Origin of the sequence: Flavobacterium sangjuense, assembly GCF_004797125.1 — a bacterium.
Classification (GTDB): Bacteria; Bacteroidota; Bacteroidia; order Flavobacteriales; family Flavobacteriaceae; genus Flavobacterium; species Flavobacterium sangjuense.
In genome coordinates this window covers 1034244-1056319 of sequence record NZ_CP038810.1, presented here as the reverse complement: position 1 = coordinate 1056319, position 22076 = coordinate 1034244, and the positions used below count along the sequence as shown (strand labels likewise).

The window sequence follows — 22076 nt, the reverse complement described above, 5'->3', positions numbered from 1 at the left end:
TTTTGGTAAATTAGTCTTACAAAATTTTTAATCAAATTTTTTATGACTAAAGATGTGATTCTTGAAAAGTCAAGACTTCCAAACGTTTTGATTCTTTTGAGTGTCATCATTCTATCGTGCACTTCTCTGATTTTTATCAATTATTTTACCATTAAAATTTTATCGGCTAATCGCGCTTATGTAAATGGCGAATCTCACTATTCCAAAGGCCAGAAAGATGCTGTTCGTCATCTTATCACCTATCTGTATACTGAAGATGCTGCTCACTGGAAGTTATTTAAGGAAGAGTTGAGCGTGCCTCAGGGTGATGGTGCTGCGCGAATTGGTTTGATTCGCAATGCCGATACAGAAACTATTAAAAATGGCTTACGGGCAGGTCGAAATCACGAAAAGGATTTGGATGATATGATTTGGCTTTTTAGAAATTTCGGCACGATTTCTTTCTTCAAAAAAGCTATTAACGAATGGGAAAAAGGCGATGCACTAATCAATCAATTTAATGCAATCGGGAATGAAATTCACAGTAAAATTCAAACAACTCATTTAGATGACGTTTCAAAACAAGCTTTCTTATCACAGATAAGCAGCATTAGTGAAAAACTTACCGTAAACGAAAGGGATTTCTCTAACACCTTGGGAGAAGCTACACGGGAAATCAAAGGCTATCTCATTTATTCGAATATCTTTTTTATTTTAATCATTATCTGTAGCGTTACTATTTATTATAGTGCAATGGTCAAAAAGCTGGTGCAGTCTAAAAAGGAAATAGAATCCAAAAACAACGATTTAACTATCGTAAACAAAGAACTCGACAGGTTTGTATATAGTGCTTCCCACGATTTGCGATCGCCAATAAGTTCTTTAAAAGGGTTGGTCGATATTTTAAAAACCGAAGACGATCCGGAAGAAATAAAAAACTATTTGAACCTGATGCATACTGTCCTCAACAAACAAGATCAATTCATCAGAGACATCATTGATTATTCCAGAAATAAAAGAACAAAAAACACACTGGAATCCGTTAGTTTAATTGAGATTGTTGACGATGCTGTTGCAACGCTTCAGTATATTGAAGACGTAAAAAAAATCGCCATCGAAAAGCATTTATCCGTTGACAAAATCTATAGCGACAATTTAAGGTTGAGAATTATTATCAATAATTTATTGTCGAATGCTATAAAATATTCCGATTTCAGCAAAGAAAAACCATATATTTCTATTATAACACACAAGTCTGACAAGATGTTTATCATTGAAGTAGAAGATAATGGAATTGGAATCAGCAAGGATATCCAAAGTCGTATTTTTGACATGTTTTTTGTAACCAACAAAAATAAAGGAACAGGATTGGGACTTTATATAGTCAAAGAATCAGTGGAAATGATGAACGGAACTATCTCTGTAGAATCCGAAATCAAAATTGGCAGTAAATTTATAATAACCTTACCACTTCATAACGAAGCGTAAATTATGTACTTTTGGTTTGAAATTAACCTAAGCAAAAAATGTTAAGCCGAAAAACCAAACATTTACTACTGAAAATTGTCAGCATGCTTTCAGTGGTTCGTGGCTATAACATCGCCATTATCGTTTTGGCACAATACTTATCGGCGATTTTTATTTTAGCGCCTGAAAAAAAACGAGCACTTGATATTATCCTGGATTTTAATTTATTTATGATTGTAATTGTCTCAAGTTTGACGATTGCTTCAGGCTATATTATCAATAATTTTTACGACAGCGAAAAAGATTTAATCAACCGGCCAAACAAGTCACAACTCGACCGATTGGTCAGCCAAAAAACAAAGCTGAAAGTTTATTTTACAGTAAATTTTATTGTTTTCTTATTGTCTTTTTTTGTGTCGTTTCGTGCGGTTTTATTCTTTTCAACTTATATTTTCCTGATTTGGTTTTACTCGCATAAACTCAAAAAATTGTCGGTTATTGGAAATTTGACAGCAGCTTTTCTGGCTGTTTTACCTTTTTTTGCCATTTTATTGTATTACAAAAACGTATATCCGCAGGTATTTGCTCATGCTACTTTCCTTTTTCTTCTACTGCTTATTCGTGAAATGATAAAAGATTTGGAAAACATAAAAGGCGATATAGCCAATGATTATCAAACAATTCCTGTAATGTTTGGCGAAAGCTCCGCCAAAAAAATTATAACGCTGCTAACCGTTTTGACGATAATCCCAATTTATTTCCTGGTCGAAATATTTGACGTTGGTTATATGGACATTTACTTTTATGTGAGTTTAATCATTTTGATTTTCTTCCTGCAAAAACTTTGGAACTCCAACTCCAAACCAGACTATTTAAAACTCCACAACATCCTTAAATTTCTAGTGGTTTCAGGTGTTTTTTGCATTGTTTTAATTAATCCCGAAGTGCTGGTTCACGGCAGAAGATTGTTGCGGTTTTAGTTTTATTTTTAGCCCAGATAGAAACGGCATCCTTTTGCTTTTTTAGTCATTGCGAGGCACGAAGTAATCTAAAAAGCAAAAGATAAAGTGGATAGCTGGAAATAGCTCCTAAAAAAGCAACTGAAATACGTATCTTTGCCACAAATTACAGAATTATGAATAAGAAGGAAGGCAATAATAAAGGAAGTGGCCCACGTACAAATAGTTCGAGACCAAGTTCAAACAAGCCAAAGCCTGCCATGGCGAAACGTGCTCAAGGTCCGAAAAAAGTAAAGCCAAATGCAAAAGCAGAAGCAGCAGCAACAAATAAAGTAGAAAAAAAACCGAATCAGGCAGCAAAAAGACCAAAAGCAGCTGACGAAATTCGTTTGAATAAATACATCTCCAATTCAGGTGCATGTTCTCGTCGTGATGCTGATATCTATATCCAATCAGGCAATGTGAAAGTAAACGGAATTCCGGTAACCGAAATGGGATATATGGTAAAACCAGGAGACGTAGTAAACTTTGATGGCGTTACTTTAACGCCGGAAAAGAAAGAGTATATTTTGCTGAACAAACCAAAAAACTTCACCACAGCATTGGATGAAGGCCAGGAATACCGCAATGTTTTAGAGTTGGTGAAAGGTTCAACTTCTGCAAAAATTGGCGCTATTGGCAGAATGGATAAAAACACAACCGGTCTTTTATTGTTTACAAACGATACTGATATGATTCGGAAGTTTACGTTGCCAAATCAAAAATCAACAAAAATTTACCAGGTTTCACTGGACAAGAATTTGAAGTTTGATGACTTGGAAAAAATCAGCAAAGGACTTACGATTGACGGACACAAAGTATTCGTTCAAGAAGTGAGCTATATTGAAAACGAACCAAAAAGTGAAATCGGGTTACAATTAAAATCCTCAAATGTAAAAGTAGTTCGTAACATTTTTGAACATTTAGGTTATGATGTTTTGCGAATAGACCGAGTTGCTTTTGCCGGTTTGACTAAAAAGAATTTACCTCGCGGTAATTGGCGTTTCCTGACAGAACAGGAAATTATCAATTTGAAAAACTCCTAAAATAGTATATTTACAGTCACATAAAATCCTCTCGTTTTGAGAACGCGGGGATTTTTTATTTAACAAAACGATGTCAGCAGAAAAAAATTTATCTATTGCAATGCTTTGGTTTGAAGCGTTCAACGCGCATAATCTTGAAAAACTATTATCATTATACGATGACGAAGCAGCGCATTTTAGTCCAAAATTAAAAATCCGTCATCCCGAAACTAACGGTTTGGTTACCGGAAAAGAAGCACTTCGAACCTGGTGGAAAGATGCCTTTGACCGATTGCCGAGTCTGCATTATAAAGTAACTTCGTTAACTTCAAATTCGGACAGGGTTTTTATGGAATACATAAGAACTGTTGAAAACGAAGACAATATGCTTGTGGCCGAAGTATTGGAAATCAAAGAAGGAAAAATCACGGCTTCGAGAGTTTATCACGGCTAATTTTATCATTTCATTAACAAATCAATTCGGTAGAAACCAATAGTTTTACCACTCGAGACCTTTAGGTCGAACTGTACGAAGTAAAACTAATCACTTAAACATGAAAAACATACACAAAATATCAGCAATGGTATTCCTATCATTACTTTTTGTAAACTGCAAATCAGAAAAGAAAGAACAAGATTTTAAGGCTATTACCGATGCTTATTTCGACGGTAAAAACGAATTAGATCCGCTAGGTGCTACTCAAAATGGGCAAAACGAATACAATGACAAATTGGTATTTGAAATGACTGATTCGTATCGTAAAAAGCAAGCAGCTTTTTTTGACAAATTCGAAAATGAGTTGGCAACCGTTGATACAACTGCTTTATCAGCCGAAGAGAAAAACAGCTATGACATTATCAAATGGGAAGTTTCTATTGGTAAGGATTTATTAAAATACGACACCAATTTAATGCCTATTCACCAATTTTGGGGAACAAACTTAACCTTGGGACAATTTGCCGGCGGTTCAAGTGCGCAGCCTTTTAAAACTGAGAAAGATTATAAAAACTTCCTGAAGAGAATGGATTTATTTTCGGTGTGGATGGATTCAGCGATGGTTTACATGAAAAAAGGAATTGATAAAGGAATCGTTTTACCAAAAGCTTTAACCGTTAAAATTATACCACAATTTGAAAGTATGGTTACACCAAATGTGGAAGACAATCTTTTTTATTCGGCGGTAAAAGCATTTCCAAAAGAAATTACAGCTGACCAGCAAGATGCATTGAAAAAAGAATATGCTGCAACTATCAAGGAAAAATTAGAGCCAAAATTCAAAAAAATGACCGAGTTTTTGAAAAACGAATACCTTCCCGCTTCAAGAAGTACGAGTGGAATTGGTAGTTTGCCTAATGGTGCAGCGCTATACAAAGTCTATGCAAAACAATGGACGACAACAACCAAAACTCCTGAAGAAATTCATGAACTTGGTTTAAAAGAAGTTGCCAGAATAAAAGCCGAAATGGAAAAAGTAAAAGACCAGGTTGGTTTCAAAGGAACTATAAACGAATTTTTTGAGCATGTTAGAACAAAACCCGAATTGATGTCGTTCAAAACACCGGAAGAGGTAATTGCAAACTTCGAAAGAATACACAAAACCATTAAGCCTAACGTTGACAAACTGTTTTCATTGCAGCCAAAATGTGCTTTCCAAATAAAAAGAACAGAAGCTTTTAGAGAGAAAACAGCTAGCGCAGAATACAGTCAAGGTACGGCTGATGGCACAAGACCAGGAACTTTTTATGTGCCAATTCCGGATGTAAAAGCATACAATTTCTATGGTGATGAAGATTTGTTTCTGCACGAAGCAATTCCGGGACATCACTTCCAAATTTCATTACAACAGGAAAATAATGAATTACCTGATTTTAGAAAATTCAATTGGTTTGGTGCTTATGGCGAAGGTTGGGCTTTATATACTGAAAGTTTAGGAAAAGAATTGGGTTTATATACTGATCCATATCAATACTTCGGAATGTTAGGTAACGAAATGCACAGAGCCGTGAGATTAGTAGTTGATACCGGAATACATTCAAAAGGATGGACACGTGAGCAGGCTATCAAATATTCATTAGATAATGAAGCCGAAAGTGAAGCAGGAATTATTGCTGAAATTGAGCGTTACATGGCAATTCCGGGACAAGCATTGTCTTATAAAATGGGACAACTGAAAATTTTGGAATTACGCAAAAAAGCGCAGGACAAGATGAAAGACAAATTTGACATCAAAGTTTTCCATCAAAAAGTATTGGAATCGGGTGTGCTGCCTTTAGCACTTTTAGAGAAGAAAATAAACAACTGGATTGAAACCGGTAAGTAATTTAAAAAGAAACGTCCCTATAATCGGGACGTTTTTTTTAGTTTTTAACGTTAAGTTCAAGGCTTTTATAATCTATCGGATTACCCGTAACATCATAAAAATCATATTTGTATTTGAGTACGCCGTCTATTTCCTCAATGTTTATTTTCATTTGATAAAACCCTTGATTCCATTCGACAACCACATTATAAGTGTAATCGCCAACACCAAAACTGCCCGGCAAATTACTGGTATAGATTAACTTTTTAGATTTGAGATTAAGCGTCTGCAGTTCAATATTTTCATAGCTTCCAATCTCATCTCCATCGACAGAATGTCCCATATAATCGTATTTTCCGTTGGATTTGGTTTTTTTACTTCTCTCTTTCGGATCGTTGTAAATATCCTTTATCGAAAAGATTACGTCTTTCAATGAGTTTTTCCCAACGTTCAATAAATAAAATCGCAATTGATGGTGATACATCAATTTATGGACTTTCTTTCCGTTTGTGGTGGTATTGCCATCACTTAAATCATTATCCACTATTTCTATAATTGGAAGATTTTGACCAAAGGATTGATTAAAGGAACTGGATTCTAATCTTTTAGTTCTCTGTTCTGCTTCTTCAACTATTTTATCTTTCTCTACAATTTCAGCATGCAACACTTCAATTTGTTTAATAGCTTCGTCTAATTCTTTCTGTTTCTGAGCAGAAATAGAATTACTTGTGTTCTTATAAAGTAAGTATACAGAAAACGCTAGTAAAATAAAACCGAAAAATGCTAAAACGGCGGTTATCATAAGCTTTCTACCTTTCATTAGGATTATAGATTTAAATCAAAAAGATTTTTATGTTGTAAAAATAAATCAATTTACAAAAATTAAAACACTCCAAAACAATAAAGTGTAAACATATTATTAACCAATTAATAACAAAAAAGCCCTAACAAAAGTTAGAACTTTCCTGTGTGGGCAATATCGTTGTTGGCATCGAGACTCAAATATCTTTAAAATAAAAAAGCTTCTCGTTTGGGAAGCTTCTGTGCGGGTAATCTCGTTGCGAGCAACGAGACACGACTTGCGGCACAATATCTTAAAATTAAAAAAGCTCCTCAAAAGAGAAGCTTTAAGTGCGGGTAATAGGACTCGAACCTACACGCCTTGCGGCACCAGATCCTAAGTCTGGCATGTCTACCAATTTCACCATACCCGCAAAATTGTGAGTGCAAATATAGTTATTCTTTTTAAATTCCAAAGAACAAATTCTAAATTCCAAATAAAACTTTATGTAATTTCAATTTGTATCTTTGACGGTATTAATTAACAACTACAATGGACAACATAAAAAATTACGTTCAACAAAATAAAGAACGTTTTATCAATGAATTAATCGAATTACTAAAAATCCCTTCTGTAAGTGCCGATAGCGCTTATGCTCATGATGTAATTGCTACTGCCGATGCGGTAAAAGCTTCGCTTGAAAAAGCAGGTTGCAAGCATGTTGAAATATGCGAAACTCCCGGCTATCCAATTGTTTTTGGAGAACATATCATCGACAAAAACCTACCAACTGTTCTGGTTTACGGACATTATGATGTGCAGCCGCCGGATCCAATGAAACTATGGACTTCGCCACCATTTGAACCTGTAATTAAAGTTACCGAAATTCATCCTGAAGGCGCCATTTTTGCCCGTGGCTCCTGCGATGACAAAGGCCAGATGTATATGCACGTAAAAGCTTTTGAATATATGATTCAGAGCAATTCGCTTCCGTGCAACGTAAAATTTATGATTGAAGGCGAAGAAGAAGTTGGTTCGAAAAGTTTGGGTTGGTTCGTAGAAAAAAACCAGGAAAAACTAAGCTGTGACGTGATTTTAATTTCCGATACCGGAATGATTTCTAACCAGCAGCCAAGTATTACAACTGGTTTGCGTGGTTTGAGTTATGTTGAAGTAGAAGTTACCGGTCCAAATCGCGATTTGCATTCGGGATTATATGGTGGCGCTGTAGCCAATCCTATTAATGTGTTGACCAAAATGATTGCTTCACTTCACGACGAAAACAATCACATTACGATTCCAGGATTTTATGATAAAGTGGAAGAATTGACCGCTGCTGAAAGAGCCGAAATGGCAAAAGCACCATTCAATTTAGACAATTATAAAAAAGCTTTAGACATTGAAGATATTTACGGAGAAACAGGTTATGTAACTAATGAGAGAAACTCCATTCGCCCAACCTTAGATGTTAACGGAATTTGGGGTGGCTATACCGGAGAAGGAGCAAAAACCGTAATTGCCAGTAAAGCGTATGCAAAAATCTCGATGCGTTTGGTACCAAATCAGGATTGGGAAGAAGTAACCGAATTATTTGCAAAACATTTTGAAAGTATCGCACCAAAATCGGTGAAAGTAAAAGTTTCACCGCATCATGGCGGACAAGGTTATGTAACACCAATTGACAGCATTGGATATAAAGCGGCAAACAAAGCGTATACGGAGACTTTTGGAGTTCCTGCTATTCCGGTTCGTTCAGGCGGAAGTATTCCGATTGTAGCCTTGTTTGAAAAAGAATTAAAATCAAAAACAATCCTGATGGGATTTGGTTTGGATTCGGATGCAATACATTCGCCAAATGAACATTTTGGAGTTTTTAATTATCTAAAAGGAATTGAGACAATTCCGTTGTTTTATAAATATTTTGTTGAATTATCGAAATAAATACAAGAAAACCCGTTTAGAAATAAGCGGGTTTTTTATTCCGTGCGCAACCCTTTTAACAAAAAAACGTCATTTAAAAAAGCTAATATTATGAAACGAATTTTTACTTCCTTTTTTTTGTGCTCTTTGTTTCCCTTTATTCTTGCCTGCTCAGAAAGCAGCAGCAAAAATACCACTCTAAACTGCGACAATCAATCCCAGATTATAAATACAGAGGCTTATAACAATCTGAATACAACGAATTATATGATAACAAGCGTCTCCTTGAATGAAAACTGTCTTGATATAACGATAAGTTCGAGTGGCTGCAGCGGTAGTACTTGGGAAATGAATTTGTTTAGCACCAATAATCTACCTGACAGTTTTCCTTTGCAGAGAAATTTAAAACTTCAGCTGATAAATAATGAAGCCTGTGCTGCAGTGTTTTCAAAAACAGTTTCTTTTGATTTAACGCCACTTCACATCGCAGGACAAGATCAAATCACATTAAATCTCGAAGGTTGGGGCGAGCAAATTGTTTATCAATATTAGATTTCTACTCTTAATATTTTCACAATCCGATCTTATCAGGCGGATTTGTTATTTCTAAAAGCAAATATTTCGTAGAGTTAAGCAAACAAAAAGGGCGGCTAAATTAGCCGCCCTTTTTGTTTAAAATATTACTTCACCAATTGATGCACTGATTTATAAATATAATCGCTATGCTTTCCTGTAAAGTATTTTGCAGATTTATCGTTGTAGTCTTTTCGTTTAGCCTCATCCTTCCAGGCTGCCTGAAACAACTCCCGGTTTTTATTTAGCGCACTGTCTAAATCTGCTAAAGATTCAACCACATAGACTTCTGTGAATTCTGTATTATCTGCGCCCCATGCATGACGGTTAGGATAATAGGCTTTTATCAAATCATTTTTATTGGTAACAGCATCAAAATATTGCTTTTCTAATTCTGAAAACTCTTTCTCTGTTCCGTCTTTTGGATAAGCAAAATGACCAACTCTCACATAGTAAATCATGTCTTTGTCAAAATTCCCTTTAGGTAATTTGGCTCCGGGCATTGTTGCATAGATTTCGTCTGAATGCCCATGCGCATAGTATTGCCCTCTTTTTTCGAAAAAAGCTTTTCTTGCTTTTTCATCCGGCCAGGCTGCTTTAACTAACTCATCATCTTTAGCACCGGCTTTTTCAATGGCTTCCCAATTTTCATAAGTTGTAACTAGCAGGAGTTCTGTGTTGTCTTCGGTAAAACTGTGCATTAAAACTTCCTGACCAACAATAAAAGGATTCTTTTTTACCACTTTGTCCAGATACTCTTTTTCAGTTGCTATCCATTCATCATTTGAAAAACTTTTATTATCCATATTCCAATGCAATTTAGTTACAGTAACTAAATAGCTTTTCCCATCCTGAGCAAAACTGGTATTGCTCATTAGCAGCAGTCCTAAAATCACCGCTAAAAAAATCGTTTTCATTTTTTTCATAATTTCAAATTTTGTTGTTTATAATTGGTTAATTGATACAACTTTGAAATTTGGAGCTGAAAAAAATTTGGGGAGTATTTTTATTGAGGATTGCTAATTTACGAAATTTTACAATAGCTAACTTATTAATACTAATTTATTTACAGAACTAAATAAAAAACAAATATTTCAGCCGCTTACAATAAACTACAAGTTTTGGCGTTATATTTGTATAATCATCAATCAAAAAAATCATCATCATGTTAAAACGTTTTTTCCTCCTATGTTCAGGTGCCGATAGCGACATCGTGAACTCTTGTTCTAACGGCGAACAAAACAAGTATGCCGGTATTGGCGCCACCGTTTTCTTTACAGCAGTTATGGCATTTATCGCTAGTAGTTATGCCCTTTACACTGTTTTTGACAATCCCTATATTGCTATTGCATTCGGAATAGTTTGGGGATTTTTAATTTTCAATCTCGACCGGTTTATTGTTTCAACGATAAAGAAAAGAGACAGTTTTCTGGATGAATTAATTCAGGCGTCACCGCGAATTGTGCTGGCGATTATTATTGCTATCGTGATTTCAAAACCATTGGAAATCAAAATCTTTGAAAAAGAAATCAGCACTGTTATATTAAAAGAAAAGAATGAAATGGCTATTGCCAACAAAAATCAGGTTGCCAATTATTTCAAAACTGATGTCGATAAAAACAAAGCCGAAATGGATAGTTTAAAATCGGGCATTGCCAAAAAAGAAAAAGAAGTCGCCAGCTTGTATCAATCCTATATCACTGAAGCGGAAGGCTCGGCAGGAACAAAGAAAATGGGAAAAGGGCCAATTTACAAAGAGAAAAGAATCGCTCATGATTTGGCTGCCAAACAATTGGATTCCTTGAAAATCAATAACGCTAAAATCATTGCCGATAAAGAAGCCAGAGCCAAAACGTTGCAAACAGATTTAGACAAAAAAGTTACCGAAACCCAACCTATCATTGATGGTTTTGATGGTTTGATGGCTCGAATTAATGCCTTAGGGAAATTGCCTTTACTTCCATCATTATTCATTATGCTGTTGTTTTTAGCGATAGAAACGTCACCAATTATTGCCAAATTATTATCGCCAAAAGGGGAATACGATTTCAAACAGGAAGATTTAGAAATGGGAATTAAAAATGTGATTTCGCAAAATCGTTATCAAAGCGAATTACAAAAGAAAACCGATGCGGATATTTATGATAAAGTCTATGCCGATATTCGGGACGACAAGGAATTATACAACTACAAAAGAAAAGGCGCAACAGAATTACTCAAACTTCAGGCTGATGGTTTTGTAGAAAAACAGAAAAAATCAATGTAAAAACAAAGGAAGCTAATTAGCTTCCTTTTCTATTTCATCACGTAACTTCTTCGTCAATCCTTTATATATCAATTCATAGGAATGATTGATTAATTCGAGCATCATTTTATCGGAAACATCACCATTAAAATCAACTGTATTCCAATAGGTTTTGTTCATGTGAAATCCAGGATTGATGGCCTCATATTCGGCGCGAAGTTCTTCATTTTTCTCGGGATCGCCTTTTAAGTTTAAAGCCGGAGTTCCTTTTTCCCATTCCTTAAGTGAAGTCAGGCAAAACATTTTGCCTCCAACTTTAAAAACCAAAGTGTCTTCATCAAACGGAAAATGTTCGGTTACAGCTTTTTTGGAAAGGCAAAATTCGTAAAGTTGCTGAATGTTCATAAGCTTATTTTATTACTTTCTCCATCATCTTTTCAGGATGTGCCAAGGCTGTAAATCCAAATTTCTCATATAAAAAATGGGCGTCAGAAGTCGCTAATCGCCAGATTTTGACTTGTTGTAATTGTGGCTCTTTCATCATGGCATCAATCAAAATGGAAGAATAACCTTTTCCGCGGTATTCTTCATCAATAAAAACATCCATCAGATAGGCAAAAACCACATAATCGGTAACCACTCGTGCAAAACCAACTTGTTCGTCATCCAAATAAATTCCGAAGCAAAACGAAGCATCAATTGTCGTTTGTACTTCATCAATCGTTCTTCCGGCTGCCCAATAAATATCCTTCAAAAAGTTTTGAATAAACGGAACATTTAGTTTGCTTTTATCTGTTGAAACGATTATCATATCTTATATAAAACTGGCTTACTTGGTGAAGCATCATTTTCAAAAGAAGCAATTTGCAAATTCAAAATATAACTTCCGTCTTTGACACTATCATCCACAAAAATCATTTCGGTAATCGTACAATCCAATCGCGCATCAGCATTGAGATTGTTGACATCTTTCACATTCCAAAAGGCTTTATGTGCCAATAATCTTCCTTCGTCTTCTTCCCTGTCAACACTTGGCAAATCAATCAGCAGATGCTTAATCCCGCTTTCGCGAATAAAAATAGCTGCTTCTTCTAGTAAATATGGTGGATTCGTATTCGAGTAATTTTTATGTTTTTTGGATTCTAAATTTGGCAAGGTACTAATGACAATAGCTTCAGGAATTTTACCATTTAATGCTCTTTCGATTTGTTTCTTGGTAATTACCAAATCGTTTCCAATACTTTCAGGTGCAATCGAAATCAATTCGGCTGTAAAGAAAAACTGTTTCAAAGATTGATTGATACTATAAAACTCGCGTGTAATGTGCCCGAGACATTCAGTGTGCGTTCCATGTCCGTGCGGATTAAAGAAAATATTGTTGAAATTAGTCGAACTTCCTTCAGAAACTTGTCCAATCCAATCACCAAAACGAACCGGTTCAATTGTTGGTTTTTCGATATACCAAGCAATCGGATTGGCATCAGTATTGGTCAACGGAAGAGAAATATCAATAGGTTTTGACAGGTCGATTTCGAAGGTGTTGTTGATTAGTGCTTTCATTATTCCAAATTTAGTAAAAACAAATCACTTGCAATTCCGTCACTCAAAAACTTACCATTTTTAGTAGTTCGCAAAATATTTTCATCCACAAAAAGCAAATGATCTTCAATATATTTAGCAGCTTGTTGGTTCAGATAATCCAAATAACTTTTGCCAAATTCACGTTCAATTCTGTCTAAAGAAATGCCCCAAATGGTTCGTAAACCTGTCATTACATATTCATTATAACGGTCAGTTTTGGTCAAGGCTTCTGTTTCTGATGGCAATTGATTTTCTGCAATTGATTTAAGGTATTGCGTATTATTCGAAATATTCCAGCTTCTTGAAATACCGTCATAACTGTGCGCCGAAGGACCAATTCCGATGTATTTTTTTCCTAACCAATAGCTAGAATTGTTTTTGGAAAAATAATTCTCCTTTCCAAAATTCGACAACTCATAATGAATGAATCCGTTTTCTTCTAGTTTGTCAACCAGCAAATGAAAATGCTCTTGTGCCACTTCATCATCAGGCTGCGGAATAATTCCTTGCTTTATAAACTTATGTAAAGCCGTTTTTGGCTCGACCGTCAAAGCGTAACTCGAAATATGAGGTACATTGAAGGACAAAGCCGTTTCTATATTTTGCAGCCATTTTATATTGCTCATGTTTGGAACTCCATAAATCAAATCTATGGAAATATTTTCAAAATATTTCGTGGCAATTTCAAGACATTTCTTTGCTTCTTCCGAATTGTGCGCACGGTTCATCAACTTTAAGTCATCTTCAAAAAAAGACTGGATTCCGATGCTTAATCTGTTAATATGGTTATTTGATAATTCGGTTATTCGGGTTTCCGTTAAATCATCGGGATTGGCTTCAACAGTGATTTCAGGATTTTCAATCAAATTATAATTTTGATAAACAGCATCTATCAACAATCGGATGTCTGCAATTTCTAATATCGAAGGAGTTCCGCCGCCAAAGTAAATCGTTTCGACGACCTCATCTTTGAATTCATTTTTACGCAAAGCAATTTCTTTGGCTAGAGCCAAAACCATTTCATCTTTCTTTTTTAGTGAAGTCGAAAAGTGAAAATCGCAGTAATGACAAGCTTGCTTGCAAAAAGGAATATGGATGTAAATTCCGCTCATTTTTAGTCTGCTTCTGGATATTCTGACAAATAAATTTCCATCCCAATTTCAGCAAGCATTTTAATCATTTTCGAGTTAATAACAGCACCGCCTCCACTTGCATCCTTTCTTATATCAAAACCTACATCAGCAACATATTTCCCCTTTGGCAAGTTTTTACCAATAGAAAATAACCATTTTTCAAGAGCATCTATTTGATCCGGCAATTCCCAATTATCATCAGATAATTTAGCTATGCTTTTGAATGTTTTATCCTCGTAAATATTAATAGGCATATCTTACAATTATTTCTTTACTCTTTCCTCATTCTGTTTTACAAACGCATCCCAACCCGTGTAACTTTTCGTTCCGGTAACTTTCCCTGAATTGAAAAAGTGACAAACCGCAGCAGCCAAACCGTCTGTTGAATCGAGATTTTTTGGAAGCTCTTTTAAGCCTAAAAGTTGTTGGAGCATTTTGGCAACTTGCTCTTTGCTGGCATTTCCATTTCCGGTGATTGCCATTTTTATTTTCTTTGGTTCGTATTCGGTAATTGGAATTTGGCGCGACAAACCCGCTGCCATCGCTACGCCTTGTGCTCTTCCGAGTTTAAGCATTGATTGTACATTCTTCCCAAAGAAAGGTGCTTCAATCGCAATTTCATCGGGATGATGAGTTTCTATTAATTCGATGGTACGTTCAAAAATAACTTTTAGTTTGGTGTAATGATCATCATACTTGCTCAGAGTCAATTCGTTCAACTGAATGAATTCCATTTTTTTGTTGACGACTTTAATCAACCCAAAACCCATAATGGTAGTTCCCGGGTCAATTCCTAATATGATGCGTTCGTTTGCCAAGTTTTATTTTTGTTAATTTGTAACAATGATTACAATTCCACACAAAGCTAAGCAATTCATCGTTTTTCTAATCAAAGTTTTGATTGTAACTGCTGCTTTTTATTTTATTTACGACCAATTAGCAAATAATGACAAACTCGACTGGGAGAAATTCACAAGTTTAGTCAAAGAAAAAGCAAACGTTTGGGGAATTCTGTTTTTACTTGCATTCAGTATTGCCAATCGTTTTCTTGAAATTCTAAAATGGCAGAATTTAGTTTCGTTTATAAAACCGATTTCACTTGGCGAATCGACTAAACAAGTTCTCGGAGCATTAACCGCTGGAATTTTTACACCTAATGGGCTTGGAGAATACGCCGGTAAAGCATTGTATTTTGACAAAAAGAAAACTAAAAAAATCATTTTTCTAAACCTTATCTGCAACGGAGCTCAAATGATTTTGACTGTGATTTTTGGAACTATTGGATTATTTATTATCGGGTATTGGAAATGGGCTTTAGTAATAATTGCTTTGTCCTGCTTCTTGCTTCTTGCTTCTTTTCTCTCAAAACAAATAAAGATTAAAGGCTATTCCATTGAAAAACTCCTTCACAAAATCAATGAAATTCCGAAACGAATTCACACTAAAAATAACCTGCTGGCACTTTGCCGTTATTTGGTTTTTTCGCATCAATACTATTTTTTATTTCTCGCATTTGATGTAGATTTACCTTATCTAACGATGATGGCAACCATAGCTGCCGTTTATTTTCTGGCTTCATCCTTACCAAGTTTTCAGTTTCTGGACTTTGCTGTAAAAGGAAGTATGGCCGTTTTTTTCTTCGGAAAATTGGGCGTAAACGAATGGATCGTTATTTTTATTTCCACTTTGATGTGGTTTTTAAATGTGGTGTTGCCTGTCGTTATCGGAAGTTATTATGTACTTAAATTCAAACCAAAATGGGAATAGTTTCAATTGTATTGCTTGTTATTTTATTGTTGTATGTATTTTTAATTCTTCAATTAATTTTAGGTTTCAACAAAGTCAAATCTTTTGAAGTAACCGATTTGACTCCGAAAACTGCTTTTACGATTGTTGTCCCTTTTCGGAATGAAGCTAAAAATTTACCAACGCTTTTAGAATCGATTTCCAATTTGAATTATCCGCATAAAATGATTGAAATTATCCTGGTTGATGATTTCTCAACAGATAATTCGGAGCGCATTTGCATACAATGGCGAATGAAATACGAGCATTTGGATACAACACTTTTGGAAAACCTCCATCTTTCCTATTCTCCAAAAAAAGATGCTATCGGTCGGGCAATGCCCATTGCAAAACACGATTGGGTTGTTACGACTGATGCTGATTGTATCGTAAATAAAAACTGGCTGTTGACATTAGATAATTATATCCAAAACAATAATCCTGAAATGATTGTTGGAACCGTAATGTATAAAGCTAAAAACAACTGGTTCCATCATTTTCAGCAATTGGATTTGATGAGTTTACAAGGCGTAACCATCGGAAGTTTTGGTATTGGAAAACCCTTTATGTGCAACGGAGCAAACTTTGCTTATACAAAGAAATTTTTTTATGAAATTGGAGGCTTTGGTGGAATTAGCGACACAGCCAGTGGCGATGATGTATTCTTGTTGCAAAAAGCGGTCAATGCAAATCCTGATAAAGTTCATTATTTAAAAAACACGGATTCGATTGTAAAAACCAAACCCGAAAAAGACTTGTTCAAACTCTTTATGCAGCGTGTTCGCTGGGCAGGAAAATCGACTGGTTATAAAAGTAGTTATGCTAAATTCTTGGCAGTTGTCGTTTTGCTGATGAACCTAAGTTTGGTTGTTGGATGCTGGATGTTAATTGTTGGATGTTTGGATTGGAAAATAATTCTAAGTGTGTTTTTGATGAAATATATTGTGGATTATATTTTGCTTTATAAATCGAATTCTTATTTACGTAAAGGCAAGTTTTTTGTGCCGGTTGCCAGCAGTATTATTTATCCTTTTTTCTCTAGTTTGGTCGGAATTTATTCATTATTTGGAAGCTTTAGATGGAAAGGAAGAAAGTTTTCCAACTAGCCACGATTGGAGTAAGCTACCATGTAGCGCGGAAAGCTGGAAATAGCTCCTCCCTTAGACTGCGCTTAGGATGACATTTACTCCGATTTAATAATCACCGGAAGCACAAACTGTGTTTTTACCGGAATTCCTCTTTTAATCGCCGGATTCACTTTTGGGAAATCGACTAATCGGACACGAAGAATGCTGTCGATTTTTATGGTGTCGTAGGCAACCGAATCTTTTGGGAATTGTGGTTCGAATTCCATATCCGAATTAGGCAAAACGGTCACTTTCACTTCAATCGTATCGAGTTTTGGGAACATCGTTGAAAGAGTATCAATCGCCAATTTTTGTTGAATGGTTGCTGTTAAAAATTCGAAAAAACATTGTTTGCGTAGGGTTGCATCTTTGAGTTTTTCACAATCGGCCACCGATGGATATTCATCCACTTCATTCCAATTGATTTCCTTCAATTGCTTGTCGAGCAATTCTTTTTCATTCGGTACTTTCTTTTCAAAGTATTGACACGATTGAAGAAGTAACAACGCTACTATTGGTAAAAGTTTTTTCAAGTTTTTACTTTTTGGAATTTAAATAATCGGAATAACTTTTATCAAACCATTCTTGTTTGGTGCGCTGTGCGTCTTCTTTTTGATCTTTATACAAAAGCCCAAGCTTTTCAGAATATATGGCAATTTTGATGGTATAGGTGTAAAACTCTTCCCTAGTAAGTGTCAACGAAGTGTCTTTCTGCTTTTTAAAGAATTCAAAAAACAAAGCGTCAAAATCGTTTTTATCATAGGATAACACTTCTTTTTTATATTTCTTATAAAGATCTTCTTTCAGTTGAGCATCCGGATCGCTAGTTGCTTTCTCTTGAGCAACTACGTTGTTTGTTGCAACAAAAAACAAAAAAGTAAAAAGGGTTATTTGTGTTATTTTCTTCATATGCTCAAAAGTAATAAAAAAAATGAAAGTTCCTAAAAGCAAAAAAGCCATCCATCTCGTCAATAAGACGAGAGAAAGCTTTTCATCTCGTCTTATTGACGAGACTACTAAGCCGCGCTACATTATTTGTTGAATTTTGAAATCAGATTTTCAATTGAAGTTCTATTTAATTTCTTCAATCTTTTCTCTTCTATCAATGCTTCTCTCTTAGTCTCATGGCTGAGATAATATAATAATTCCCAATCATTAGCTTTAGAAGTATATGGGCTTTTACCAGAATTATGGTAAATTAATCGTGTTTCAATGTTTGTAGAAAATCCTTTGTAATATATATTCAAGGATTCTGAAAAAATGATATAAACGTAAAACATGAGATAAATATAAAGCAAAAAAGCCATCCACAATAAAGTGGAAAGCTTTTCATTGGTCTAACTACTAAACCGCGCTACGAGTTACAAAGTCGTAGCAAACAACACAACTAATCTTAAATGCTTTTTTGGGCAAAAAAGCACTTTGTTTCCAAAGTGCTCTTCCAAATTTCGCGGTCTGGACGGGACTCGAACCCGCGACCCCATGCGTGACAGGCATGTATTCTAACCAACTGAACTACCAAACCTCTGCGTTATTGCGGTTGCAAATATACAATCGTTTTTCAAATCTGCAACTATTTTTTTAAAAAATAAAATATGTAAAAAACAATTCTAACCAAACATTTGTTTTTCAACCAAATAAGTAGTCAAAATCTTCTCAAAACTTTCTTCCACAGCAACCGGAACATACTTAATTCTGTTTTGTGCGCAAGTCATGGCTAATGTTTTGAAGTAATCATTCACCTTTTCTTCATAGGCATCTTTGACACTATCGGCAAAAATATTAATAGTTTCTCCCGTTTCTAAATCGATGAACTTTCGTGGCGCATTATCAAAATTGAAATTGATTTCGGTCTTTTTATCGATGACATGAAAAACAACTACCTTGTGTTTGTTGTGTTTCAAATGTTGCAAAGCATTGAAAAGCGCCTCATTATTACCCGTTTGAAACATATCGGTAAACAAAATTATCATCGAACGGCGATGGATTTTTTCTGCAATTTGATGCAAAAACGTAACCGTATCGGTATTTTTTGAAACCTTTGGTTTTTCTAAAAGCTCTTCCAGTTTATTCAAAATCATACGATGATGACGATCGCTTCCTTTTTCGGGTGCGTAATATTCAAAAGTATCCGAATAGACGCTTAGCCCAACAGCATCGCGTTGCTTTTTCAATAAATTCATCAAAACTGCTGAAGCCAGAACCGAAAAACCAATTTTGTTATGATAAAAAGGTTCCTCGTTTTTCAGTTTTGGATAATGCATCGAAGAAGAATTATCAATAATTAAATGACAACGAAGATTGGTTTCTTCTTCATATTTTTTGGTGTACAACCTGTCGGTTTTGGCAAATAATTTCCAGTCAATATGCTTGGTGCTTTCTCCGGAATTATAGACTTTATGTTCGGCAAATTCGGCAGAAAAACCATGAAACGGTGATTTGTGCATTCCGGAAATAAAGCCTTCCACCACTTGATTGGCAAGCAATTCAAGATGTTTAAAACCGGAAACGAGCTCTTTTTGTTCTTCAATCTTCATAGTTCAAATATAAAGAAAGTTTATAAAGTTTAGGAGGTTTATGAAGTTTAAAAGTTTAGTGTCGTCTAGCCCCGATTGCAGTGGAAATCCTGGCATTGCAAAAGATAATTATGATGAGATTGCTTCGTTCCTCGCAATGACAGATTGGAGCGGAAAGCGGGTGGAGATTCCCCAAGAAAGAAATGTGGTGATCCTAATAAAAAAGGCCCAACTTTCGTTGAGCCTTTTTTTATTAATTATGATGAGATTGCTTCGTTCCTCGCAATGACTTATCGATTACAAAAGTGCATCAATAGCATCAGTATACGTTTTCTTTGGAGCAACGCCAACCTGACGACCAACTACTTCTCCGTTTTGGAAAACTAAAACTGTTGGAATGTTACGAACTCCGTATTTTGCAGCAAATTCCTGATTGGCATCAACATCAACTTTTCCAACTGTTGCTTTTCCTTCATATTCGCTTGCGATTTCGTCAATAACCGGTCCAACCATTCTACATGGTCCGCACCAAGCTGCCCAAAAATCTACTACTACCGGTTTATTTGATTTTAATACTACTTCATCAAAAGTAGCATCTGTTATTGCTAAAGCCATATTTTATATTTTTAAATTATTGTATTTATTTGATGCCAAAATTAGACATTTTATTTCAGTTAGTTATGATAAAAAAATCAGTTTTGGCTATAAAATCATTGTCAGAACTGATACTTAGTTTAGGAACTTATCCAACCAAGGCTCTTATTCTTTAACAATGCGTTTTACAACATTTTTAGTGCCATTAGAAACTTTAACCAGATAAACCCCGGCTTGTAAATGTTGCATGTTCAACGTTTGAGTAGCTTCTTTTACCTTTTTTGTGCTAATTAGTTTTCCTGAAATATCATATAACTTAATAACAGAATTAGTGTCAAATTCTTTTCCTAATTCGATAGTCAGTAAATTAGTAACCGGGTTAGGATATACGCTGAAAGCTTCAAAATTTGTTTCGGGAACGCCAAGAGGTGTGCTTTGACAAACATCAAGTCGATCCAGATTTGCTGCTCCGGAACTGGTAAGCGATACAAATCTAATTGTGTTATTTCCCTCAATTAGACTTAAACTAAAGGCAACTGAATCCCAGGTGGTAAATGATCCTGTACTTGGAAAATTTAAACTGCTTATTTGTTCACTTCCGTTAACTAATACACTTACTGCGCGATTAACGGCACTACCATTTGCATAACGGAATCTAAGATTTTGTTCATCTGCTGTAGCAACGTTTACGACAATTTCGTACCATGCACCAATAGCATTTGGTGTGTTTACAAATCCGGTTCCTGTAAATCCGGCATTATTACTATCAATAGTTCCTCCTGTAATCATAGTTCCTGTTTCGGCTTGGTATTCTGTCCAGGTACAATCAGCATCACAAGCCGTATTTCCTGTATTTCCTCCAACACAGATGTTGCAACCATCAATAAAAGCTGTTCCATCCTGAACACCATTACAATCTAAAACACAGGCTTGTAAACCCGTATTTCCTCCTACACATATTCCGCATGAATCAAGATAAGCCGTGCCCATATTGTCTCCATTACAATCATTACCTATTCTTCCAACTCCGGAATAAAGTGGAACAACCGTTTTCACGTCATCAGTAACATTGGTTAAAACAGCTGAATAATCATAAGGAATAGTAGCTACACAATTTCCCGGATACGCTCTTGGAGTTCGGGCAATTTCAATATTATCAATTCTTTCTGTATTACCAGGGTAATCATTAGGTGTATAAATTGAATAGTGCAACGCTTCGTAATAATTTTTTTCAACACGTACACAACTACCATTTCTAATTTCGGAAGCATCAACTGCTCCTACTACATAATTATTAAAAAAATGTCCTGTCGCTCCTCTATACATTGGGATACGATAGTGAACTTTGTTATAATAATTGTGGTGATACGTTATTTTTCTGTCAACCCATAGGTCAGTTTCACTGGCACCAACCAAATTCGATTTATGATGATCATGCATATAACACCATGAAACGGTTATAAAACCGGACTGCCCTTTAATATCAATCAAGCCATCATATAAGTCTATATTAGTCTGAATATCCGGATCTATGGAAAATAATTCACAGTGGTCTATCCAAATATTTGTACTTGAACCTCTAATTCCGATGCAATCGCCTCCATTTACCAAAATTTGAGGCAATCCATTATCTCCCGTAGCCGAATAAACTCCGGGCGTATCTACTCGAGTTGTTACTCCTGTCATTGATATTTTTAAATTCCGAATAATAATATTACTGTGGCTATTAATATCTAAACCTACACCAAATAAATAGGCCGTATTTCCAACACCAATTATTGATTTATTGGAACCTACGATAATTGTACCTCCATTTGCTCCATTTGAGATAGTGCCGTTGACCATAATGGTATAAGCCGTAGTACTTTCAGCATACGATTTTAAATCGGTATAATTGCTTACATTAACTACTGAACCCGCTTGTCCTCCTGTTGTCCCTCCATTTTGGGTTGCAAAACCAACCAAATCAAAATTAACCTGGGCAGTTACTAAACCCGGAATAGCTAATAAGCCTGTAAAAATTAAAAACAGTACTATTTTTTTCATGTCAAC

The 22076-nt window shown here is 35.3% G+C and carries 24 protein-coding genes and 2 tRNA genes; 10 read left to right on the top strand and 16 right to left on the bottom strand.

Annotation, left to right across the window (positions count from 1 at the left end):
• Positions 1 to 42: 42 nt before the first annotated feature.
• From GS03_RS04710 to GS03_RS04690, 5 genes are all read left to right on the top strand, one after another.
• Complete coding sequence (locus GS03_RS04710; protein ID WP_136151413.1) at positions 43 to 1467, top strand: sensor histidine kinase; 1425 nt, start codon at positions 43 to 45, stop codon at positions 1465 to 1467.
• 38 nt (positions 1468 to 1505) lie between these two features.
• Positions 1506 to 2426, top strand: coding sequence for a geranylgeranylglycerol-phosphate geranylgeranyltransferase (locus GS03_RS04705; protein WP_136151412.1), 921 nt, complete (start codon positions 1506 to 1508; stop codon positions 2424 to 2426).
• A 155-nt stretch (positions 2427 to 2581) separates the two neighbouring features.
• A complete protein-coding gene (locus GS03_RS04700; RefSeq protein ID WP_136151411.1) occupies positions 2582 to 3490 on the top strand; it encodes a pseudouridine synthase in 909 nt (302 codons plus the stop codon).
• 70 nt (positions 3491 to 3560) lie between these two features.
• The gene (locus tag GS03_RS04695; RefSeq protein ID WP_136151410.1) at positions 3561 to 3923 is read left to right on the top strand and encodes a nuclear transport factor 2 family protein; all 363 of its coding nucleotides are present in this window, start codon (positions 3561 to 3563) and stop codon (positions 3921 to 3923) included.
• A gap of 100 nt (positions 3924 to 4023) precedes the next feature.
• Complete coding sequence (locus tag GS03_RS04690; protein ID WP_136151409.1) at positions 4024 to 5790, top strand: DUF885 domain-containing protein; 1767 nt, start codon at positions 4024 to 4026, stop codon at positions 5788 to 5790.
• A gap of 37 nt (positions 5791 to 5827) precedes the next feature.
• Here GS03_RS04690 and GS03_RS04685 read toward each other — a convergent pair whose 3' ends face one another.
• Both GS03_RS04685 and GS03_RS04680 read right to left on the bottom strand, forming a co-directional pair.
• Positions 5828 to 6589: a hypothetical protein gene (locus GS03_RS04685; RefSeq protein ID WP_136151408.1), complete on the bottom strand. Its 762-nt coding sequence runs from the start codon at positions 6587 to 6589 to the stop codon at positions 5828 to 5830.
• 312 nt (positions 6590 to 6901) lie between these two features.
• Positions 6902 to 6983, bottom strand: a tRNA-Leu gene (locus GS03_RS04680).
• 119 nt (positions 6984 to 7102) lie between these two features.
• On the opposite strand from GS03_RS04680, the gene GS03_RS04675 reads away from it, so the two are divergent.
• Together GS03_RS04675 and GS03_RS04670 are read left to right on the top strand one after the other, a co-directional pair.
• A complete protein-coding gene (locus tag GS03_RS04675) occupies positions 7103 to 8491 on the top strand; it encodes a dipeptidase (protein WP_136151407.1) in 1389 nt (462 codons plus the stop codon).
• Positions 8492 to 8581: 90 nt separating this feature from the next.
• Entirely contained in the window at positions 8582 to 9022 is a 441-nt protein-coding gene (locus tag GS03_RS04670; protein WP_136151406.1) for a hypothetical protein, read from the top strand.
• A 128-nt stretch (positions 9023 to 9150) separates the two neighbouring features.
• Here the strand turns inward: GS03_RS04670 and GS03_RS04665 are convergent, their stop codons facing one another.
• On the bottom strand, positions 9151 to 9960 hold the full coding sequence (locus GS03_RS04665; protein ID WP_168710266.1) for a hypothetical protein: 810 nt from the start codon (positions 9958 to 9960) through the stop codon (positions 9151 to 9153).
• Between the two features lie 248 nt (positions 9961 to 10208).
• Here GS03_RS04665 and GS03_RS04660 point away from each other — a divergent pair, with 248 nt between their 5' ends.
• Positions 10209 to 11309 (top strand): DUF4407 domain-containing protein, encoded by a 1101-nt coding sequence (locus GS03_RS04660; RefSeq protein WP_136151404.1) that lies wholly within the window; start codon positions 10209 to 10211, stop codon positions 11307 to 11309.
• A 12-nt stretch (positions 11310 to 11321) separates the two neighbouring features.
• Here the strand turns inward: GS03_RS04660 and GS03_RS04655 are convergent, their stop codons facing one another.
• From GS03_RS04655 to ruvC, 6 genes are read right to left on the bottom strand one after another with little or no spacing between them, the layout of a single operon-like run.
• Positions 11322 to 11693, bottom strand: a complete 372-nt coding sequence (locus GS03_RS04655) for an MmcQ/YjbR family DNA-binding protein (protein WP_136151403.1) — start codon at positions 11691 to 11693, stop codon at positions 11322 to 11324.
• Positions 11694 to 11697: 4 nt separating this feature from the next.
• The gene (locus GS03_RS04650; protein ID WP_136151402.1) at positions 11698 to 12099 is read right to left on the bottom strand and encodes a GNAT family N-acetyltransferase; all 402 of its coding nucleotides are present in this window, start codon (positions 12097 to 12099) and stop codon (positions 11698 to 11700) included.
• Positions 12096 to 12848 (bottom strand): cyclase family protein, encoded by a 753-nt coding sequence (locus GS03_RS04645; protein WP_136151401.1) that lies wholly within the window; start codon positions 12846 to 12848, stop codon positions 12096 to 12098. Before GS03_RS04645 ends, GS03_RS04650 begins: the two co-directional genes overlap by 4 nt.
• Positions 12848 to 13981 (bottom strand): radical SAM family heme chaperone HemW, encoded by a 1134-nt coding sequence (hemW, locus tag GS03_RS04640; protein WP_136151400.1) that lies wholly within the window; start codon positions 13979 to 13981, stop codon positions 12848 to 12850. Before hemW ends, GS03_RS04645 begins: the two co-directional genes overlap by 1 nt.
• 2 nt (positions 13982 to 13983) lie before the next feature.
• Positions 13984 to 14256: a hypothetical protein gene (locus GS03_RS04635; protein ID WP_136151399.1), complete on the bottom strand. Its 273-nt coding sequence runs from the start codon at positions 14254 to 14256 to the stop codon at positions 13984 to 13986.
• Positions 14257 to 14265: 9 nt separating this feature from the next.
• Complete coding sequence (gene ruvC / locus GS03_RS04630; protein WP_136151398.1) at positions 14266 to 14820, bottom strand: crossover junction endodeoxyribonuclease RuvC; 555 nt, start codon at positions 14818 to 14820, stop codon at positions 14266 to 14268.
• Positions 14821 to 14845: 25 nt separating this feature from the next.
• On the opposite strand from ruvC, the gene GS03_RS04625 reads away from it, so the two are divergent.
• Complete coding sequence (locus GS03_RS04625) at positions 14846 to 15769, top strand: lysylphosphatidylglycerol synthase domain-containing protein (protein WP_136151397.1); 924 nt, start codon at positions 14846 to 14848, stop codon at positions 15767 to 15769.
• On the top strand, positions 15760 to 16893 hold the full coding sequence (locus tag GS03_RS04620) for a glycosyltransferase family 2 protein (protein WP_136151396.1): 1134 nt from the start codon (positions 15760 to 15762) through the stop codon (positions 16891 to 16893). The genes GS03_RS04625 and GS03_RS04620 overlap by 10 nt, the downstream gene beginning before the upstream one ends.
• 77 nt (positions 16894 to 16970) lie before the next feature.
• Here GS03_RS04620 and GS03_RS04615 read toward each other — a convergent pair whose 3' ends face one another.
• The 7 genes from GS03_RS04615 to GS03_RS04585 all read right to left on the bottom strand — a co-directional run bounded on the left by GS03_RS04615 (position 16971) and on the right by GS03_RS04585 (position 22070).
• Entirely contained in the window at positions 16971 to 17447 is a 477-nt protein-coding gene (locus GS03_RS04615; RefSeq protein WP_136151395.1) for a hypothetical protein, read from the bottom strand.
• 4 nt (positions 17448 to 17451) lie between these two features.
• Complete coding sequence (locus GS03_RS04610) at positions 17452 to 17823, bottom strand: hypothetical protein (protein ID WP_136151394.1); 372 nt, start codon at positions 17821 to 17823, stop codon at positions 17452 to 17454.
• A 122-nt stretch (positions 17824 to 17945) separates the two neighbouring features.
• On the bottom strand, positions 17946 to 18194 hold the full coding sequence (locus tag GS03_RS13455) for a GIY-YIG nuclease family protein (RefSeq protein ID WP_394346377.1): 249 nt from the start codon (positions 18192 to 18194) through the stop codon (positions 17946 to 17948).
• A gap of 171 nt (positions 18195 to 18365) precedes the next feature.
• A tRNA-Asp gene (locus tag GS03_RS04600) sits at positions 18366 to 18439 on the bottom strand.
• Between the two features lie 85 nt (positions 18440 to 18524).
• Complete coding sequence (locus tag GS03_RS04595) at positions 18525 to 19451, bottom strand: DUF58 domain-containing protein (RefSeq protein WP_136151392.1); 927 nt, start codon at positions 19449 to 19451, stop codon at positions 18525 to 18527.
• A 276-nt stretch (positions 19452 to 19727) separates the two neighbouring features.
• The gene (gene trxA / locus GS03_RS04590) at positions 19728 to 20045 is read right to left on the bottom strand and encodes a thioredoxin (protein ID WP_136151391.1); all 318 of its coding nucleotides are present in this window, start codon (positions 20043 to 20045) and stop codon (positions 19728 to 19730) included.
• A 144-nt stretch (positions 20046 to 20189) separates the two neighbouring features.
• Positions 20190 to 22070 carry a pectate lyase family protein gene (locus GS03_RS04585; RefSeq protein ID WP_136151390.1) on the bottom strand — a complete coding sequence of 627 codons (1881 nt, stop codon included), beginning with the start codon at positions 22068 to 22070 and terminating at the stop codon, positions 20190 to 20192.
• Positions 22071 to 22076 lie beyond the last annotated feature (6 nt).

Bases quoted from the DNA above. Each gene is read 5' to 3' on its own strand.
- GS03_RS04710 (WP_136151413.1), top strand. From the start codon at position 43: ATGACTAAAGATGTGATTCTTGAAAAGTCAAGACTTCCAAACGTTTTG.
- GS03_RS04705 (WP_136151412.1), top strand. From the start codon at position 1,506: ATGTTAAGCCGAAAAACCAAACATTTACTACTGAAAATTGTCAGCATG.
- GS03_RS04700 (WP_136151411.1), top strand. From the start codon at position 2,582: ATGAATAAGAAGGAAGGCAATAATAAAGGAAGTGGCCCACGTACAAAT.
- GS03_RS04695 (WP_136151410.1), top strand. From the start codon at position 3,561: ATGTCAGCAGAAAAAAATTTATCTATTGCAATGCTTTGGTTTGAAGCG.
- GS03_RS04690 (WP_136151409.1), top strand. From the start codon at position 4,024: ATGAAAAACATACACAAAATATCAGCAATGGTATTCCTATCATTACTT.
- GS03_RS04685 (WP_136151408.1), bottom strand. From the start codon at position 6,589: ATGAAAGGTAGAAAGCTTATGATAACCGCCGTTTTAGCATTTTTCGGT.
- GS03_RS04675 (WP_136151407.1), top strand. From the start codon at position 7,103: ATGGACAACATAAAAAATTACGTTCAACAAAATAAAGAACGTTTTATC.
- GS03_RS04670 (WP_136151406.1), top strand. From the start codon at position 8,582: ATGAAACGAATTTTTACTTCCTTTTTTTTGTGCTCTTTGTTTCCCTTT.
- GS03_RS04665 (WP_168710266.1), bottom strand. From the start codon at position 9,960: ATGAAAACGATTTTTTTAGCGGTGATTTTAGGACTGCTGCTAATGAGC.
- GS03_RS04660 (WP_136151404.1), top strand. From the start codon at position 10,209: ATGTTAAAACGTTTTTTCCTCCTATGTTCAGGTGCCGATAGCGACATC.
- GS03_RS04655 (WP_136151403.1), bottom strand. From the start codon at position 11,693: ATGAACATTCAGCAACTTTACGAATTTTGCCTTTCCAAAAAAGCTGTA.
- GS03_RS04650 (WP_136151402.1), bottom strand. From the start codon at position 12,099: ATGATAATCGTTTCAACAGATAAAAGCAAACTAAATGTTCCGTTTATT.
- GS03_RS04645 (WP_136151401.1), bottom strand. From the start codon at position 12,848: ATGAAAGCACTAATCAACAACACCTTCGAAATCGACCTGTCAAAACCT.
- hemW (WP_136151400.1), bottom strand. From the start codon at position 13,981: ATGAGCGGAATTTACATCCATATTCCTTTTTGCAAGCAAGCTTGTCAT.
- GS03_RS04635 (WP_136151399.1), bottom strand. From the start codon at position 14,256: ATGCCTATTAATATTTACGAGGATAAAACATTCAAAAGCATAGCTAAA.
- GS03_RS04625 (WP_136151397.1), top strand. From the start codon at position 14,846: ATGATTACAATTCCACACAAAGCTAAGCAATTCATCGTTTTTCTAATC.
- GS03_RS04620 (WP_136151396.1), top strand. From the start codon at position 15,760: ATGGGAATAGTTTCAATTGTATTGCTTGTTATTTTATTGTTGTATGTA.
- GS03_RS04610 (WP_136151394.1), bottom strand. From the start codon at position 17,823: ATGAAGAAAATAACACAAATAACCCTTTTTACTTTTTTGTTTTTTGTT.
- GS03_RS13455 (WP_394346377.1), bottom strand. From the start codon at position 18,194: ATGTTTTACGTTTATATCATTTTTTCAGAATCCTTGAATATATATTAC.
- GS03_RS04595 (WP_136151392.1), bottom strand. From the start codon at position 19,451: ATGAAGATTGAAGAACAAAAAGAGCTCGTTTCCGGTTTTAAACATCTT.
- trxA (WP_136151391.1), bottom strand. From the start codon at position 20,045: ATGGCTTTAGCAATAACAGATGCTACTTTTGATGAAGTAGTATTAAAA.
- GS03_RS04585 (WP_136151390.1), bottom strand. From the start codon at position 22,070: ATGAAAAAAATAGTACTGTTTTTAATTTTTACAGGCTTATTAGCTATT.